Source organism: Variovorax sp. RKNM96 (genome assembly GCF_017161115.1).
Lineage (GTDB): Bacteria > Pseudomonadota > Gammaproteobacteria > Burkholderiales > Burkholderiaceae_C > Variovorax.
This window is the reverse complement of record NZ_CP046508.1, coordinates 5,133,846-5,147,740: the sequence shown is the minus strand read 5'-3', so window position 1 is coordinate 5,147,740 and position 13,895 is coordinate 5,133,846. Positions and strand designations below refer to the sequence as shown.

General features: G+C 66.0%; 13 protein-coding genes and 3 tRNA genes. 12 read left to right on the top strand and 4 right to left on the bottom strand.

Going from position 1 to position 13,895, the window contains the following annotated elements:
- The first annotated feature begins 21 nt into the window (after positions 1-21).
- Complete coding sequence (murB, locus tag GNX71_RS23755) at positions 22-1,074, top strand: UDP-N-acetylmuramate dehydrogenase (RefSeq protein WP_206174699.1); 1,053 nt, start codon at positions 22-24, stop codon at positions 1,072-1,074.
- Between the two features lie 7 nt (positions 1,075-1,081).
- Positions 1,082-1,915: a hypothetical protein gene (locus tag GNX71_RS23750; protein WP_206174698.1), complete on the top strand. Its 834-nt coding sequence runs from the start codon at positions 1,082-1,084 to the stop codon at positions 1,913-1,915.
- Between the two features lie 67 nt (positions 1,916-1,982).
- Here GNX71_RS23750 and argG read toward each other — a convergent pair whose 3' ends face one another.
- From argG to GNX71_RS23730, 4 genes are all read right to left on the bottom strand, one after another.
- Complete coding sequence (argG, locus tag GNX71_RS23745) at positions 1,983-3,326, bottom strand: argininosuccinate synthase (RefSeq protein ID WP_206174697.1); 1,344 nt, start codon at positions 3,324-3,326, stop codon at positions 1,983-1,985.
- 14 nt (positions 3,327-3,340) lie between these two features.
- Entirely contained in the window at positions 3,341-3,667 is a 327-nt protein-coding gene (locus GNX71_RS23740; RefSeq protein WP_206174696.1) for a pyrimidine/purine nucleoside phosphorylase, read from the bottom strand.
- Between the two features lie 112 nt (positions 3,668-3,779).
- Positions 3,780-4,430, bottom strand: a complete 651-nt coding sequence (locus GNX71_RS33700) for a hypothetical protein (RefSeq protein WP_206174695.1) — start codon at positions 4,428-4,430, stop codon at positions 3,780-3,782.
- Positions 4,431-4,488: 58 nt separating this feature from the next.
- Positions 4,489-4,842, bottom strand: coding sequence for an ArsC family reductase (locus GNX71_RS23730; protein WP_206174694.1), 354 nt, complete (start codon positions 4,840-4,842; stop codon positions 4,489-4,491).
- A gap of 36 nt (positions 4,843-4,878) precedes the next feature.
- On the opposite strand from GNX71_RS23730, the gene folC reads away from it, so the two are divergent.
- The 10 genes from folC (at position 4,879) to GNX71_RS23680 (ending at position 13,775) form a co-directional block, all read left to right on the top strand.
- Positions 4,879-6,186, top strand: coding sequence for a bifunctional tetrahydrofolate synthase/dihydrofolate synthase (folC, locus tag GNX71_RS23725; protein WP_206174693.1), 1,308 nt, complete (start codon positions 4,879-4,881; stop codon positions 6,184-6,186).
- Between the two features lie 61 nt (positions 6,187-6,247).
- Positions 6,248-7,138, top strand: a complete 891-nt coding sequence (locus GNX71_RS23720; protein WP_206174692.1) for an SPOR domain-containing protein — start codon at positions 6,248-6,250, stop codon at positions 7,136-7,138.
- A gap of 18 nt (positions 7,139-7,156) precedes the next feature.
- On the top strand, positions 7,157-7,642 hold the full coding sequence (locus GNX71_RS23715; RefSeq protein ID WP_206174691.1) for a CvpA family protein: 486 nt from the start codon (positions 7,157-7,159) through the stop codon (positions 7,640-7,642).
- 11 nt (positions 7,643-7,653) lie between these two features.
- Positions 7,654-9,159, top strand: coding sequence for an amidophosphoribosyltransferase (gene purF, locus GNX71_RS23710; protein WP_206174690.1), 1,506 nt, complete (start codon positions 7,654-7,656; stop codon positions 9,157-9,159).
- An 8-nt stretch (positions 9,160-9,167) separates the two neighbouring features.
- On the top strand, positions 9,168-10,388 hold the full coding sequence (locus tag GNX71_RS23705; protein ID WP_206174689.1) for an O-succinylhomoserine sulfhydrylase: 1,221 nt from the start codon (positions 9,168-9,170) through the stop codon (positions 10,386-10,388).
- 9 nt (positions 10,389-10,397) lie between these two features.
- Positions 10,398-11,786: a glutamate--tRNA ligase gene (gene gltX / locus GNX71_RS23700; RefSeq protein WP_206174688.1), complete on the top strand. Its 1,389-nt coding sequence runs from the start codon at positions 10,398-10,400 to the stop codon at positions 11,784-11,786.
- A gap of 73 nt (positions 11,787-11,859) precedes the next feature.
- Positions 11,860-11,935 (top strand) — tRNA-Ala (locus GNX71_RS23695).
- Between the two features lie 55 nt (positions 11,936-11,990).
- Positions 11,991-12,066: transfer RNA gene (locus tag GNX71_RS23690), tRNA-Glu, on the top strand.
- Between the two features lie 69 nt (positions 12,067-12,135).
- Positions 12,136-12,212, top strand: a tRNA-Asp gene (locus GNX71_RS23685).
- A gap of 537 nt (positions 12,213-12,749) precedes the next feature.
- On the top strand, positions 12,750-13,775 hold the full coding sequence (locus GNX71_RS23680) for a LysR family transcriptional regulator (RefSeq protein ID WP_206174687.1): 1,026 nt from the start codon (positions 12,750-12,752) through the stop codon (positions 13,773-13,775).
- Positions 13,776-13,895 lie beyond the last annotated feature (120 nt).

Sequence of the window (13,895 nt, the reverse complement as noted above, 5' to 3'; positions counted from 1 at the left end):
GCTGGATGCGACAATTCTCCCATGATCGTGGAGCACAACGTCCCCCTGCAGCCGTACAACAGTTTCGGCATCGTCGCGCGCGCGCAGCGCCTGGCGCGCATCACGGACGAGGCCGACATCGCCGAGCTCCTGGCCGGCCCGGACTGGCAGGGCGCCCCCCGTTTCGTGCTGGGCGGCGGCAGCAACATCGTGCTGACCGGCGACGTCAAGCCGCTGGTGCTCAAGGTGGAAATCAAGGGCCTGCGGCTGGTCGAGGAGACGCCGAGGGCCTGGATCGTCGAAGCGGGCGCAGGCGAGATCTGGCACGACGCCGTCGAATGGATGGTGCGCAACGGCTACCCCGGCCTCGAAAACCTGGCGCTCATTCCGGGTACGGTGGGCGGCTCGCCGGTGCAGAACATCGGCGCCTACGGCGTCGAGCTGCAGGACCGCTTCGAATCGCTCGATGCCATCGACCTGGACACCGGCCGCAGCTTCACGCTCGATGCGGCCCAATGCGCCTTCGGCTACCGCGATTCGGTCTTCAAGCATGTGCGCAGTGGCCCGAACGACTTCGGCCTCGCGGGCCGGGCGCTCATCACCCGGGTGCGCTTCCGGCTGCCCAAGCCCTGGAAGGCGGTGGTCGGCTACCTCGACCTCGAACGCAAGATGGAAGAAACCGGCAACTTCACGCCGAGCGCCACGGACATCTTCGACTGGGTCTGTGCCATCCGCCGCGCCAAGCTGCCCGACTGGCGTGTGCTGGGCAACGCCGGCAGCTTCTTCAAGAACCCGACGGTCACGCCCGAGCAGTGCGCCGACATCATCGCGCGCGACCCCAAGATCGTTCACTACCCGATGGCCGATGGCAGCATCAAGCTCGCGGCCGGCTGGCTCATCGATGCCTGCGGCTGGAAGGGCAAGTCGGTCGGCAATGCCGGCGTGTACGAGCGGCAGGCGCTGGTGCTGGTCAACCGCGGCGGCAGCGAGAACCCGGTGACCGGCGGCGAGGTGATGACGCTGGCCAAGGCCATCCAGACCAGCGTGTACGAGCGCTTCGGCATCCGGCTGGAGCCGGAGCCGGTGGTGGTCTGACAAAGCGATGGATCTCGACTTTCTGCACCTGAACTACCGGCGGCGCATTGCGACGCTGGTATGGGCGCAGCGCATCGTCATCGTGGCGGGCATCGCCTCGGTGTTCCTGGTGCCGGCGCGCTGGTGGGGATCGGTGCTGCTGTTCCTTGCGGCCTTCTGCTTCGCGGCGCTCCTGAGCCGCATCGAAGTGAGCTTGCGCCGCCAGTTCATCCGTGAGGCGCGGCTGCCGCCTTTCCTGATCGGCAAGCTGCGGGAAGCCCATCCGCAACTCAGCCGCCGCGACGCCGAGCTGGTGCTGCGGGGCCTGCGCCAATTCTTCATGGCGCACCTGCGCAGCGACCGCAAGTTCGTCGCCATGCCCTCGAAGGTGGTCGACACCGCCTGGCACGAGTTCATCCTGCACACGCAGGGCTACCAGAACTGGTGCAAGGCGGCCTTCGGCGGCATGCTGCACCACAGCCCGGCCGAGGTGCTGGGCAAGGACCCCAAGCGCAACGATGGCCTGCGCCGCACCTGGTACTGGGCGTGCAAGGAAGAGAGCATCGATCCGCGCAAGCCCGCGCGCCTGCCGCTGCTGTTCGCGCTGGACATCAAGTTCGCGATTCCGGGCGGCTTTGAATACGTGCCCGATTGCAAGGCGATCGATCGGCACAACGGTTCGACCGCGCAGTGCGGCAGCGAGTTCGGCGAGTCCTCGTCGGATGGTGGCAGCTCGGGGGATGCCGATGGTTTCGGCGGCAGTGAATCGAGCAGCGGCGGTGATGGCGGGGGCGGGGACTCTGGCGGCAGCGATGGGGGTGGGGGTTGCGGAGGTGGCTGCGGCGGAGGCGGCGGGGACTGAACGATGCGGCGCATCAAAGAAAAACGGGCCCATCGGGCCCGTTTCTCATTGAAGTGTGTTTGTTGACTTACTTGCTGGTCTCATCGTCGTTCGCCAGCTTGGGCAGCGAAGCGCCCTGGCTCGACGACAGCAACCCGGTGCGGGTGTAGATCGCCAGCTTCTCGCGCGTGTCGATGATGTCCAGGTTGCGCATCGTCAGCTGGCCGATGCGGTCCAGCGGCGTGAACGCGCCTTCGACCTTTTCCATGCTCAGGCGCTCGGGCTTGTAGGTGAGGTTCGGCGACTCGGTGTTCAGGATCGAGTAGTCGTTGCCGCGGCGCAGCTCGACCGTCACTTCGCCGGTGATGGCGCGCGCCACCCAGCGCTGGGCCGTCTCGCGCAGCATGATCGCCTGCGGGTCGAACCAGCGGCCCTGGTAGAGCAGGCGGCCGAGCTTGCGGCCATGGTCGCGGTACTGCTCGATCGTGTCTTCGTTGTGGATGCCGGTGACGAGGCGCTCGTAGGCGATGAACAGCAGCGCGAGGCCCGGGGCTTCGTAGATGCCGCGGCTCTTGGCTTCGATGATGCGGTTTTCGATCTGGTCGCTCATGCCCAGGCCGTGGCGGCCGCCGATGCGGTTGGCTTCGAGGATCAGCTCGACCATGTTCGGGTAGGCCACGCCGTTCAGCGCGACGGGCACGCCTTCCTCGAAGCGCACCGATACGGTCTCGCGCTTGACCTCGACTTCGTCCTTCCAGAACGCGACGCCCATGATGGGTTGCACGATCTGCATGCCGCTGTTCAGATGCTCCAGGTCTTTCGCCTCGTGCGTGGCGCCCAGCATGTTCGAGTCGGTCGAGTAGGCCTTCTCGGCCGACATCTTGTAGGCGAAGCCGGCCTTTTGCATGAACGCCGACATCTCGGCGCGGCCGCCCAGTTCGTCGATGAAGACCTGGTCGAGCCAGGGCTTGTAGATCTTCAGGCTCGGGTTGGTCAGCAGGCCGTAGCGGTAGAAACGCTCGATGTCGTTGCCCTTGTAGGTGCTCCCGTCGCCCCAGATGTGGACGTCGTCTTCCTTCATCGCCGACACCAACATGGTGCCGGTCACCGCGCGGCCGAGCGGCGTGGTGTTGAAGTAGGTGACGCCCGCGGTGGTGACATGGAAGGCGCCGGCCTGCAAGGCGGCGATGCCTTCGTTGGCCAGCTGCGCGCGGCAGTCGATCAGGCGGGCGTTTTCTGCGCCGTAGAGCATCGCCTTGCGCGGGATCTCGTCGTAGTCGGGTTCGTCGGGCTGGCCGAGGTTGGCGGTGTAGGCGTAGGGAATCGCGCCCTTGTTGCGCATCCAGTGGAGCGCCGCGCTGGTGTCCAGGCCGCCGGAGAAGGCAATGCCGACCTTCTGGCCGGCGGGAACGTTTTGGAGGATGGTCGACATGTGAGGGTCCCGGTTCAGCCGAAATGGCAGATGTAGCTGTAAGGCTCGCCGGTCACCCGGATCTGGAAGCTGGAATTGGCAGGCACGTTGAACTTCTGGCCCGGGCCCGAGGCGACCCATTCGGTGGTGCCCGACAGCAGGTATTCGCAGCTGCCGGCGGTGCCTTCCATGATTTCAGGCGCGCCGGTGTTGAAGGTGAGGGTGGACGGCAGGATCACGCCGACCGATTTCTTGGTGCCGTCCGCGAGCGTGAGGCTGTGGCTCACGCACTTGCCGTCGAAATACACATTGGCCTTGGTGGCCACTGCGGCGCTGTTCAGAGTGTCGGTAGTCGTCGTCATTGGGTGGCGCCGGCGCTGGGGCTCGGCGAATCGAGGACGCACCGCACCGGCGGCGCACCCGTCAGGGTTGGGAAAGTCCTCGATTTTAGGGGCTTGGGCGGCCCCCACCCGCTCAGCGGTGCCAGCCGCCGCGGTAACCGCCGTAGCCGCGATAGCCGTAGCCACCGCGGTAGCCGCCATAGCCGCGGCCGTAGTAGCCGCCGCCCCAGCCGCGCGAATAGCCCAGGTTCAGCGAGATGCCGACCGGCGGGTAGACGTAGGGCTGCGCATACGGGTAGGTGTAGGCGGGCTGCACATAGACCGGTGGCGCATAGACCGGGGCCGGCTGTGCATAGACCGGCGCACCCTGCCCGGAGACCACCACGCCGGGCTCCGGCACGACGTTCTCCCAGGGGGAGCCGCCGCCCTGTTGGTACTGTTCCTGGTACTGCGGGTCTTGCTGGTACTGCTGGCCGCCGTTGGCCTCGACCGGGTAGGGCTGCAGTTGCGATTGCGGCTGCACGGGCGCGGTGGTCACGCCGTAGGCGCCGGCCTGGATCGCGATGGTCGAGCCCGGCCGGCTGGTGGTGCGGGTCGTGTACTGGCGGCCCTGGTATTCGTAGGTGACGTTGTAGCTGACGTCGCTGCCGGTCGTTTCGCGGATCGGCGTGGCGGAAATCACCCGGGCCTGGACCACTTGCTGGGCCTGCGCGACGCTGGCGCCCGTGGCCATCAGTCCGACCACCGAAAGCCCCGCGAGGGTGCGAAAAACGTGTCTGTTCATGGTGTTCTCTCCTGCAGATCGGGGTTGGAGGCCGGCCGGCGAGACGGGGTTCCGGGGTTTACACGGCGTTCACAGCCCAGCTTTCGGCGTCGAATCCCGTCGTAACGCCGGTTTTGGCGCCCCAGTTGACTACCGGCCGCTTGATCAGGCTCGGGTTGGCCAGCAGCACGGCGCGGGCCGACGCGGCATCGACCACGCTGTTCTGGGTGGCTTCGTCGAGCTTGCGCCAGGTGGTGCCCCGACGGTTGACCAGCGCTTCCCAGCCCGGTTTCTTCAGCCACTGGTCGAGTTCGGGCTCGGGCACGCCCTGTTTCTTGAAATCGTGGAAGGTGTAGGCCACGTTGTGTTCGTCGAGCCAGGCGCGGGCGCGCTTGACGGTGTCGCAGTTGGGGATGCCGTATAGGGTTGTCATGGCCGCCATGATGCCGCGCCCGGCAGGTCGGCGACAATGCCGGCCTCCATGGAAACCCTTAACGACTGGCTCGCGCGCGCCGAGCAACTCCATCCCAAGAACATCGAACTGGGCCTCGAACGCGCCAAGGAGATGGCCGGGCGCCTCGGCCTGAAATTCGGCTGCCCCGTCATCACCGTGGCGGGCACCAATGGCAAGGGCTCGACCTGCGCCATGCTCGAGTCGATCCTGACGCATGCGGGCTACCGCACCGCCGTGTTCACATCCCCCCATCTCGTGCGCTTCGAAGAGCGGCTGCGCCTGAAGGGCGAATCGGTCGATGCTTCCAAACTGATAGCAAGCTTCGAAGTGGTGGAGAAGGTTCGCGGCGACATGCCCCTGACCTACTTCGAATTCACCACCCTCGGCATCCTGCACTGCATGATCGAGGAAAAGCCCGATGTGGCGATCCTCGAGGTCGGCCTTGGCGGCCGGCTCGACGCGGTCAACATCATCGACGCCGACTGCGCGGTCATCACCAGCATCGACCTGGACCACATGGAATACCTCGGGCCCGACCGCGAAAGCATCGGCTTCGAGAAGGCCGGCATCCTGCGCGCCGGCAAGCCGGCCATCGTGAGCGACCCGGTGCCGCCGCAGAGCGTGATCGACCACGCGAACGCCATCGGCGCCGACCTCTGGCGCTTCGGGACGGACTTCAACGTGTCGGGCGACAAGCAGCAGTGGGGCTGGTCGGGCCGCGGCAGGCGCTACAGCGGGCTGGCCTATCCGGCGCTGCGCGGCGCCAACCAGCTCATCAATGCGGCGGGCGTGCTCGCGGCGCTCGAGGCGCTGCGTCCGCAGTTGCCGATCACGGCGCAGGCGGTGCGCAACGGGCTCGCGATGGTCGAGCTGCCGGGCCGCTTCCAGATCGTGCCGGGCGAGCCCGCGCTGGTGCTCGACGTGGCGCACAACGCGCATGCGGTCGCCGCGCTCGCCGAGAACCTCGATGCGATGGGTTTCTTTCCGACGACGCACGGCGTCTTCGGCGTGATGGCCGACAAGGACCTCGCGCCGATCCTCGCGCGCATCGGCCCGATGATCGACCGCTGGTACTTCACCGACCTGCCCACGCCGCGCGCCGCCAAGGCGGCCGATCTGCTGGCCGCCTGGCAGGCGCAGAACACCCGCGCCGATGCCTCCGGCAGCGTGCATGCAGGCCCCATGGACGCGTTGCGCGCAGCCATCGAGCACGCGGACCCCGCTGATAGAATCGTGGTCTTCGGATCGTTCTTCACCGTGGGTGGCGTGCTCGAAAACGGCACCCCCCGGCTGCAAGCCAAACACCTGTCGCCGGGCGGCTGACCGACAGGTCGACCGCACCACCTGGCATCACCTCGCTGCACTCCTTCAGGGATCGAACTTCATGGCGTTTTTCAAGTTCCGCACGCGCGGCCCACAAGGCAACGAAGGACGCAACGCCCCGGCGGCCGTCCCCGCGGAAAGTGTCGAAACCATGCGTCGGCGCGCGCGCCATCGGTTGCTGGGCGCCGCAGTGCTGGTGCTGGTGGGCGTGATCGGTTTCCCGTTGCTGTTCGATACACAGCCGCGTCCCGTGTCGGTCGACATCCCCATCGAGATTCCGGACCGCAACAAGGTCAAGCCGCTGCCCGTGCCCGCTGCACCGGCAACGACACCCGCAACGAGCAGCGCACCGGTTGCTCCCGACAACAGCACCCGCGTGGCGGCAGCTTCATCGGCCGGCGGCATGATCACCGAGACCGCCGACGGCACCGTGATCGACCCCGGCAAGCCGGTGGCCAGCACGTCGCCTGCCGTCGAGGCCAAACCCAAGCCTGAGCCGAAACCCGAACCGAAGCCCGAACCGAAGCCCGAGGTCAAGCCGAAGCCGGAGGCCAAGCCCGAAGTCAAGCCTGAGGCGAAACCCAAGCCGGAGCCGAAACCCAAGCCGGAACCCAAGCCCGCTGTCGCGGCGGACGACGGTGCCCGCGCCCGCGCGCTGCTCGAAGGCAAGCCCGTGACCGCTGTCGCCGCAACGCCCAAGCCCGCTGCCGCCGACGAAGCTGCCGGCCGCTTCATCGTGCAGGTCGGCGCCTTCGCCGATGCCGACAAGGCGCGCGAAGTGCGCCAGAAGCTGGAGCGCGCCGGCCTCAAGACCTACGTTCACGTTGCCAAGACGGCCGATGGCGAGCGCACGCGTGTGCGTGTCGGCCCGTTCAGCTCGCGCGCCGAGGCGGACAAGGCGGCGGAGAAGGTCAAGGGCTTGTCTTTGTCGGCCGCGATCCTCACGTTGTAAACGCAGGCGCCTGCTGCCGTGGCCCTGCTCGACTGGATCGCCGTCACGCTCATCGTGGTGTCGATGCTGTTCGGCCTCATGCGGGGCCTGGTGTTCGAAGTGATTTCGCTGATGGGCTGGGTGGCTGCTTTCATCGCTGCCCAGTGGCTGGCTTCCGATGTGGCGGCGTGGTTGCCGTTCGGCGAGCCGCAGGCGACGTGGCGTTATCCATTGGCCTTCGTGCTGGTGTTTGTGGCGGTGGCGTTCGGCGTGGGGCTCGTGGCGGCGCTCACGCGCAAGCTGATCACCGTCGTGGGCCTTCGGCCTGTGGACCGGATTTTGGGAGCTGCCTTCGGTGCGGCGCGGGGCGCAGTGGCCCTGCTCGTGCTGGCAGTCGTTGTTCATTTGCTGGTGTTGAGCGACAGTGCCTGGTGGCGCGACTCGCTCAGTGCCGGTGTTCTCGATGCGGCATTGCAGGGCCTGAAACCCGCGCTGCCTGAAAAGTTGGCAAGCTACCTGCCCTGAAGGAATCGCTCATGTGTGGAATCGTCGGCGTTGTCAGTAACGCACCCGTCAACCAGTTGCTCTATGACGCGCTGCTGCTCCTGCAGCATCGCGGCCAGGACGCGGCCGGCATCGTGACCTTGCTGGAACGCAAGTTCTTCATGCACAAGGCCAAGGGCATGGTGCGCGACGTGTTCCGCACCCGCAACATGCGCGCGCTGCCGGGCAACGTGGGCCTGGGCCAGGTCCGCTACCCGACCGCCGGCAACGCCTACAGCGAGGAAGAGGCGCAGCCCTTCTACGTGAACGCGCCCTTCGGCATCGTGCTGGTGCACAACGGCAACCTCACCAACGCGCACGCGCTGCGTTCGGAGCTGTTCTCCACCGACCACCGCCACACCAACACCGAGAGCGATTCGGAAGTGCTGCTCAACGTGCTCGCGCACGAACTGGAGCGCTCGTCGCGCGGCGTGCCGCTGCATCCGGCCGAAGTGTTCGCCGCGGTCAAGAACATGCACAAGCGCCTGCGCGGCTCGTATGCCGTGGTGTCGCTGATCGCCGGCCACGGCCTGCTCGCCTTCCGCGATCCGTACGGCATTCGCCCGCTGTGCATGGGCCGCAATGCGAAGGACGGCACCGTCATGGTGGCCAGCGAATCGGTCGCGCTCGAAGGCTCGGGCCATGTGTTCGAACGCAACATCAACCCCGGCGAAGCGGTGTTCATCGACCTGGAAGGCAATGTCCATTCGATGCAGTGCGCCGAGGCGCCCACGCTGAATCCTTGCATCTTCGAATTCGTGTACCTCGCGCGTCCGGACTCGGTGCTCGACGGCATCTCGGTCTACCAGGCGCGCCTGAACCTGGGCGAGACGCTGGCCAAGCGCGTGGTTTCCACCGTGCCGCCGAACCAGATCGACGTGATCATCCCGATCCCCGAGTCGAGCCGCCCGAGCGCCACGCAGCTCGCGCACCTGCTGGGCGTGCCGTACCGCGAAGGCTTCGTGAAGAACCGCTACGTGGGCCGCACCTTCATCATGCCGGGGCAGGGCGTGCGCAAGAAGTCGGTGCGCCAGAAGCTCAACGTGATCGCGAGCGAATTCAAGGGCCGCAACGTGCTGCTGGTGGACGACTCCATCGTGCGCGGCACCACCAGCCGCGAAATCGTGCAGATGGCGCGCGATGCCGGCGCCCGCAAGGTCTACCTCGCCAGCGCTGCGCCGCCGGTGCGCTACCCCAACGTCTACGGCATCGACATGCCGACCAAGGACGAACTGGTCGCGCACGACCGCACCGTCGAGGAGATCCGCGAGCTGATCGGCTGCGACGCGCTGATCTACCAGGACGTCGATGCCATGAAGCGCGCCATCGGCTCGCTCAACAGCAAGCTCGACGGCTTCGATGCCTCGTGCTTCGACGGCGTGTACGTGACCGGCGACATCGATACCGATGCGATCTCGCGCATGAACGGCAACCGCCCCCGCATCGAAGAGACCGAAGAAGATTCTTCGCGCCTCGCGCTCCCCAACCACAGCGAGTGAGAGCTGAAGTGACCGACGAACGAACCCTGCCGCCCGGACTGCACCGCGACACGCTCGCGCTGCGCACCGGGCTGGCGCCCAGCCAGCATGGCGAGCATTCCGAAGCGCTGTTCCTGACCAGCGGCTTCGTGCAGCCCGACGCCGAAACCTCGGCACGCCGCTTCGCCGGCACCGAGCAGGGCTTTACCTATTCGCGCACCTCCAACCCGACGGTGACCAGCTTCGAGCAACGCCTGGCTGCGCTCGAAGGCACCGAGGCCGCCATCGGCGCATCGACCGGCATGGGCGCGATCCTCATGATGTGCATGGGCCTGCTGAAGGCCGGTGACCACGTGATCTGCTCGCGCTCGGTGTTCGGCTCCACGCTGAACCTGTTCGGCAAGGAGTTCGCCAAGTTCGGCGTCGAGACCACCTTCGTCTCGCAGACCGACGTGGCCGAATGGCGTGCTGCGATCAAGCCGAACACCAAGCTGCTGTTCGCCGAGACGCCGACCAATCCGCTGACGGAAGTCTGCGACATCCGGGCGCTCGCCGACCTGGCCCATGGCGCCGGTGCGCTGCTTGCGGTCGACAACTGCTTCTGCACGCCTGCGCTGCAGCGGCCGGTCGAGCTGGGCGCCGACCTCATCATCCATTCGGGCACCAAGTACCTCGACGGTCAGGGCCGCGTGATGGCCGGTGCGATCTGCGGCCCGTCGAAGCTCATCGTCGATGTGTTCGGTCCGATCGTGCGCACCGCCGGCATGGCGCTGTCGCCGTTCAATGCATGGGTCGTGCTCAAGGGCATGGAAACGCTCGGCATCCGGATGAAGGCGCAGTGCGCGAATGCGTTGGCCGTGGCGCAGTGGCTCGAGCAGCAGCCCGGCATCGCGCGTGTCTATTACCCCGGTCTCGCATCGCATGGGCAGCACGAGCTCGCCATGCGCCAGCAGTCGGGGCAGGGCGGGGCTGTGGTGTCGTTCGACGTGGTCGGCGACACGCCCGAAGCTGCGCGCGCCAACGCTTTCCACGTGATCAACAGCACGCGCGTGGTGAGCATCGCCACCAACCTCGGCGACACCAAGACCATCATCACGCATCCCGGCACGACCTCGCACGGCCGCCTCACCGAAGTGCAGCGCCAGGCGGCGGGCATCAGCCAGGGGCTGATCCGCCTTGCGGTCGGCCTCGAGTACATCGACGACATCACGGCCGACCTTTCGCGCGGCCTGAGCACACTGAATACCTGAATCGATTTCATGACCGGCAAAGTTCGCACCCGCATCGCTCCGTCTCCCACCGGCTTCCTTCACCTGGGCACGGCTCGCACTGCGCTCTATTCGTGGGCTTATGCGCGCCACCACGGCGGCGAGTTCGTGCTGCGCATCGAGGACACCGACGTGGCCCGCTCCACGCAGGACTCGACCGACCAGATCCTCGCCTCGATGCACTGGCTCGGCCTCGACTACGACGAGGGCCCGATCTATCAGATGCAGCGTCTGGAGCGGTATCGCGAAGTCATCGCGCAGATGCTCGCGGCAGGCACCGCCTACCACTGCTACTGCACGCCGGCCGAGCTCGACGAGATGCGCGAGGCGCAACGCGCGCGCGGTGAGAAGACGCTGTACGACCGCCGCTGGCGCCCCGAGCCGGGCAAGGTGCTGCCGGCCGTGCCCGAAGGCGTGCCGCCGGTGGTGCGCTTCTGCAATCCGCCCGAAGGCGACGTGACGTGGAACGACCTCGTCAAGGGCGAGATCACCATCAACAACCGCGAGATCGACGACCTCATCATCCTGCGGCCAGATGGCGTGCCCACGTACAACTTCGCGGTGGTGGTCGACGACTGGGACATGAACATCACGCACGTGTTCCGCGGCGACGAGCACATCAACAACACGCCGTGGCAGATCAACATCTTCCGTGCGCTCGGCGCACCGCTGCCCCAGTTCGGCCATGTGCCGGTGATCCTGGGCGACGACGGGCAGAAGCTCTCGAAGCGCCGCGGCGCGGTGAGCGTCACCGCCTATGAAGAGAACGGCTACCTGCCCGAGGCGATGCTGAACTACCTCGCGCGCCTGGGCTGGAGCCACGGCGACGACGAGCTCTTCACGCGCGAGCAGATGGTGAGCTGGTTCGACGGTTCGCACCTCTCCAAGAGCCCCGCGCAGTGGGATGCGGCGAAGCTCGCCTGGGTCAACGCGCAGTACATCAAGGCCAAGGCCGATGCGGAACTCGCGCCGCTCGTGGCCGCGCAACTGAAGAAGCGCGGCATCGAGGCCGACGATCGGCTCGTTGCCATCTGTGCGCTCTTCAAGGACCGCTGCGAAACCACGGTCGCGCTGGCCGACTGGGCCGCCGCGTTCTACACGGACGTGACGCCCAGCGATGCCGATCGCGCGCAGCACGTCACCGATGCGGTGAAGCCCGTCATCGCGACGCTGGCCGAGAAGCTCGCGAGCGTGACGTGGGAAAAAGTTTCGATCGCCGCGGCCATCAAGGAAGTTCTGGCCGCGCATTCTGTGAAAATGCCCGTGTTGGCCATGCCGGTTCGCGTCCTCGTGATGGGAACACCGCAGACGCCATCCCTCGATTCGGTGCTCGCCATCTTTTCTCGCGAAAAAGTTGTGGAGCGTTTGAAAAGGGCCTGATTTTTCGGTCTATAATTTGAGGCTCGACACCGACACACGGTAATTCTGAAAAGAAGAGCCTGAATGTCAAAGAGGGGGTATAGCTCAGCTGGGAGAGCGCTTGCATGGCATGCAAGAGGTCATCGGTTCGATCCCGTTTACCTCCACCATCAAAAATGTCGAGAAGAAGATAAGTGCTGATCGCAGCACGGTTCCTAAGGTTTTGACCCTATCGTCTAGAGGCCTAGGACACCACCCTTTCACGGTGGCTACCGGGGTTCGAATCCCCGTAGGGTCGCCAGTTTCATGCAAGTGAAGCAGGCACGAGTTGTCAACACTCGGCTCCGCAAGGAGTGAACGTTGTCTACCAGGAGTGGTAGTTCAGTTGGTTAGAATACCGGCCTGTCACGCCGGGGGTCGCGGGTTCGAGTCCCGTCCACTCCGCCAAACCGAAGCCCCTGTAGCAGCCCCTGCTACAGGGGCTTTTTGCTTGGGGCGGAACTTTGCCGCGGCCGTAGGTTGGTCTGCCCATGTTTTTTGCCCACATTCAGTTGAGCTTCGCCAATCGTCGTCCTTGGTGTTCCTGGGGCCTGACTCGATGCAGCAGCCGGGTTCCGCTCCGATGTTCATCAGTTCGCGACCGACTGCGATGCTTGTCAATGAACCCGCGCATCCATGATTCAGCGCGCGAGGTGATGACCCATTGATCCGCTTCGGCGGAAAGCCGGGCACAAAGATAGTGTGGGTGTGCCCATCTGAAAAGCTCGCCGGCTAGCGTTCAGACCTTCGGCGCTGAAGTCATGTTGGCGCACCATGAATCGACGAGCCCAAGGTCTTTGCGGACGTTGGTGGCGGGCAACTGTGGTTGTTCCATTGCTCGTCTTTCGCCATCGGCTTGCCGCCCTATGTCATGACCGCGCACACACAGGCGGCGTGTGACGCTTTGGAAGCGATAAGGATGGAACGGTACAGAATCGTGGGGCCATGGAACTTAGATCCCTTCGCTATTTCATCGCCGTACTTGAGGCAGGTAGCCTGTCGCGCGCGGCGGGTGCGCTGTACGTGGCTCAACCCGCGCTCACTGCGCAGATCAAGAAGCTAGAGGTCGAGGTCGGCACCCAGCTCTTCGAACGCTCGCACGTCGGGGTCACGCCCACGGCGGCCGGCCTGCAGTTGTACCAGGACGCGCGCAAGCTGCTGTCCGACGCTAGCGCCATGCGCGAGCGCCTGCAGCGCGCGCCCGACGGGCCCGAAGGCTCTGTCACGGTAGCGGTGCCTTTTCTGCTGGCCTCGCTGCTGCTCGGACCGGTGCTGGCGCGGCTGAAGCACACTCACCCGCGCATCCGTGTGTTCGTTCTCGACGACCTGAGCCTGATGGTGCGCAAGGCCATGGTCGAGCGGCGCGCAGACATCGGTGTGCTGGTCGACACCGAGTACGTCAACGGCCTGGACGTGAAGCCCTTCACGCGCGAAGCGATGTTCGTCTGCGGCTATGACGCCAATGGCGAGGTGGCGGCCATGACGATGCAGCCCGCCGGCAAGAAAGCGGTGAAGGGCAAGACCGCCGCAGTGCAGCGCCCCGAGCTTCCATTCGCAAGCGCGGCCAACCTGCCCCTGGTGCTGCAGTCGCGCCGCTTCAGCATCCGGGCACAGGTCGAGAGCACTGCGACCGACCTGGGGCTGGAACTCAACATCGCGCACGAACACGACTCGGCGCGCGTGATCCGCTCGCTGTACCTGGCTGGGGCTGGCTTCACCTTCTCGCCGGCCTGCGCCATAGGCGATGCACCGCCGAGCGGCAAGCAGTGGCTGGTCGCGCGCGTGGTGCAGCCCGATCTGGCGCGCACCTATTTCCTTGCGACCCCGGCGGCGCGCGAGCCTGACCCCGCGACCCAAGCGGTGCTGGACGTGCTGGTCGACGAGGCGCGCCACATGATTGCGTCGGGCCGCTGGGAGGCAGAGTTCCTGTTCGGCAAGCGGCGTGCCGGCCACGGTGGTCCGGCCGGCTAAGTCATCGCGTTGATGGCCTGGAACTGGCAGGCCATCAACTTTTCTGATGGCCGTGCATCAGCAATCCGTATTTGTTGTTGCGCGCCTTCCCCTGCCAAAGTCGTCTCCATCCCGTGCCGT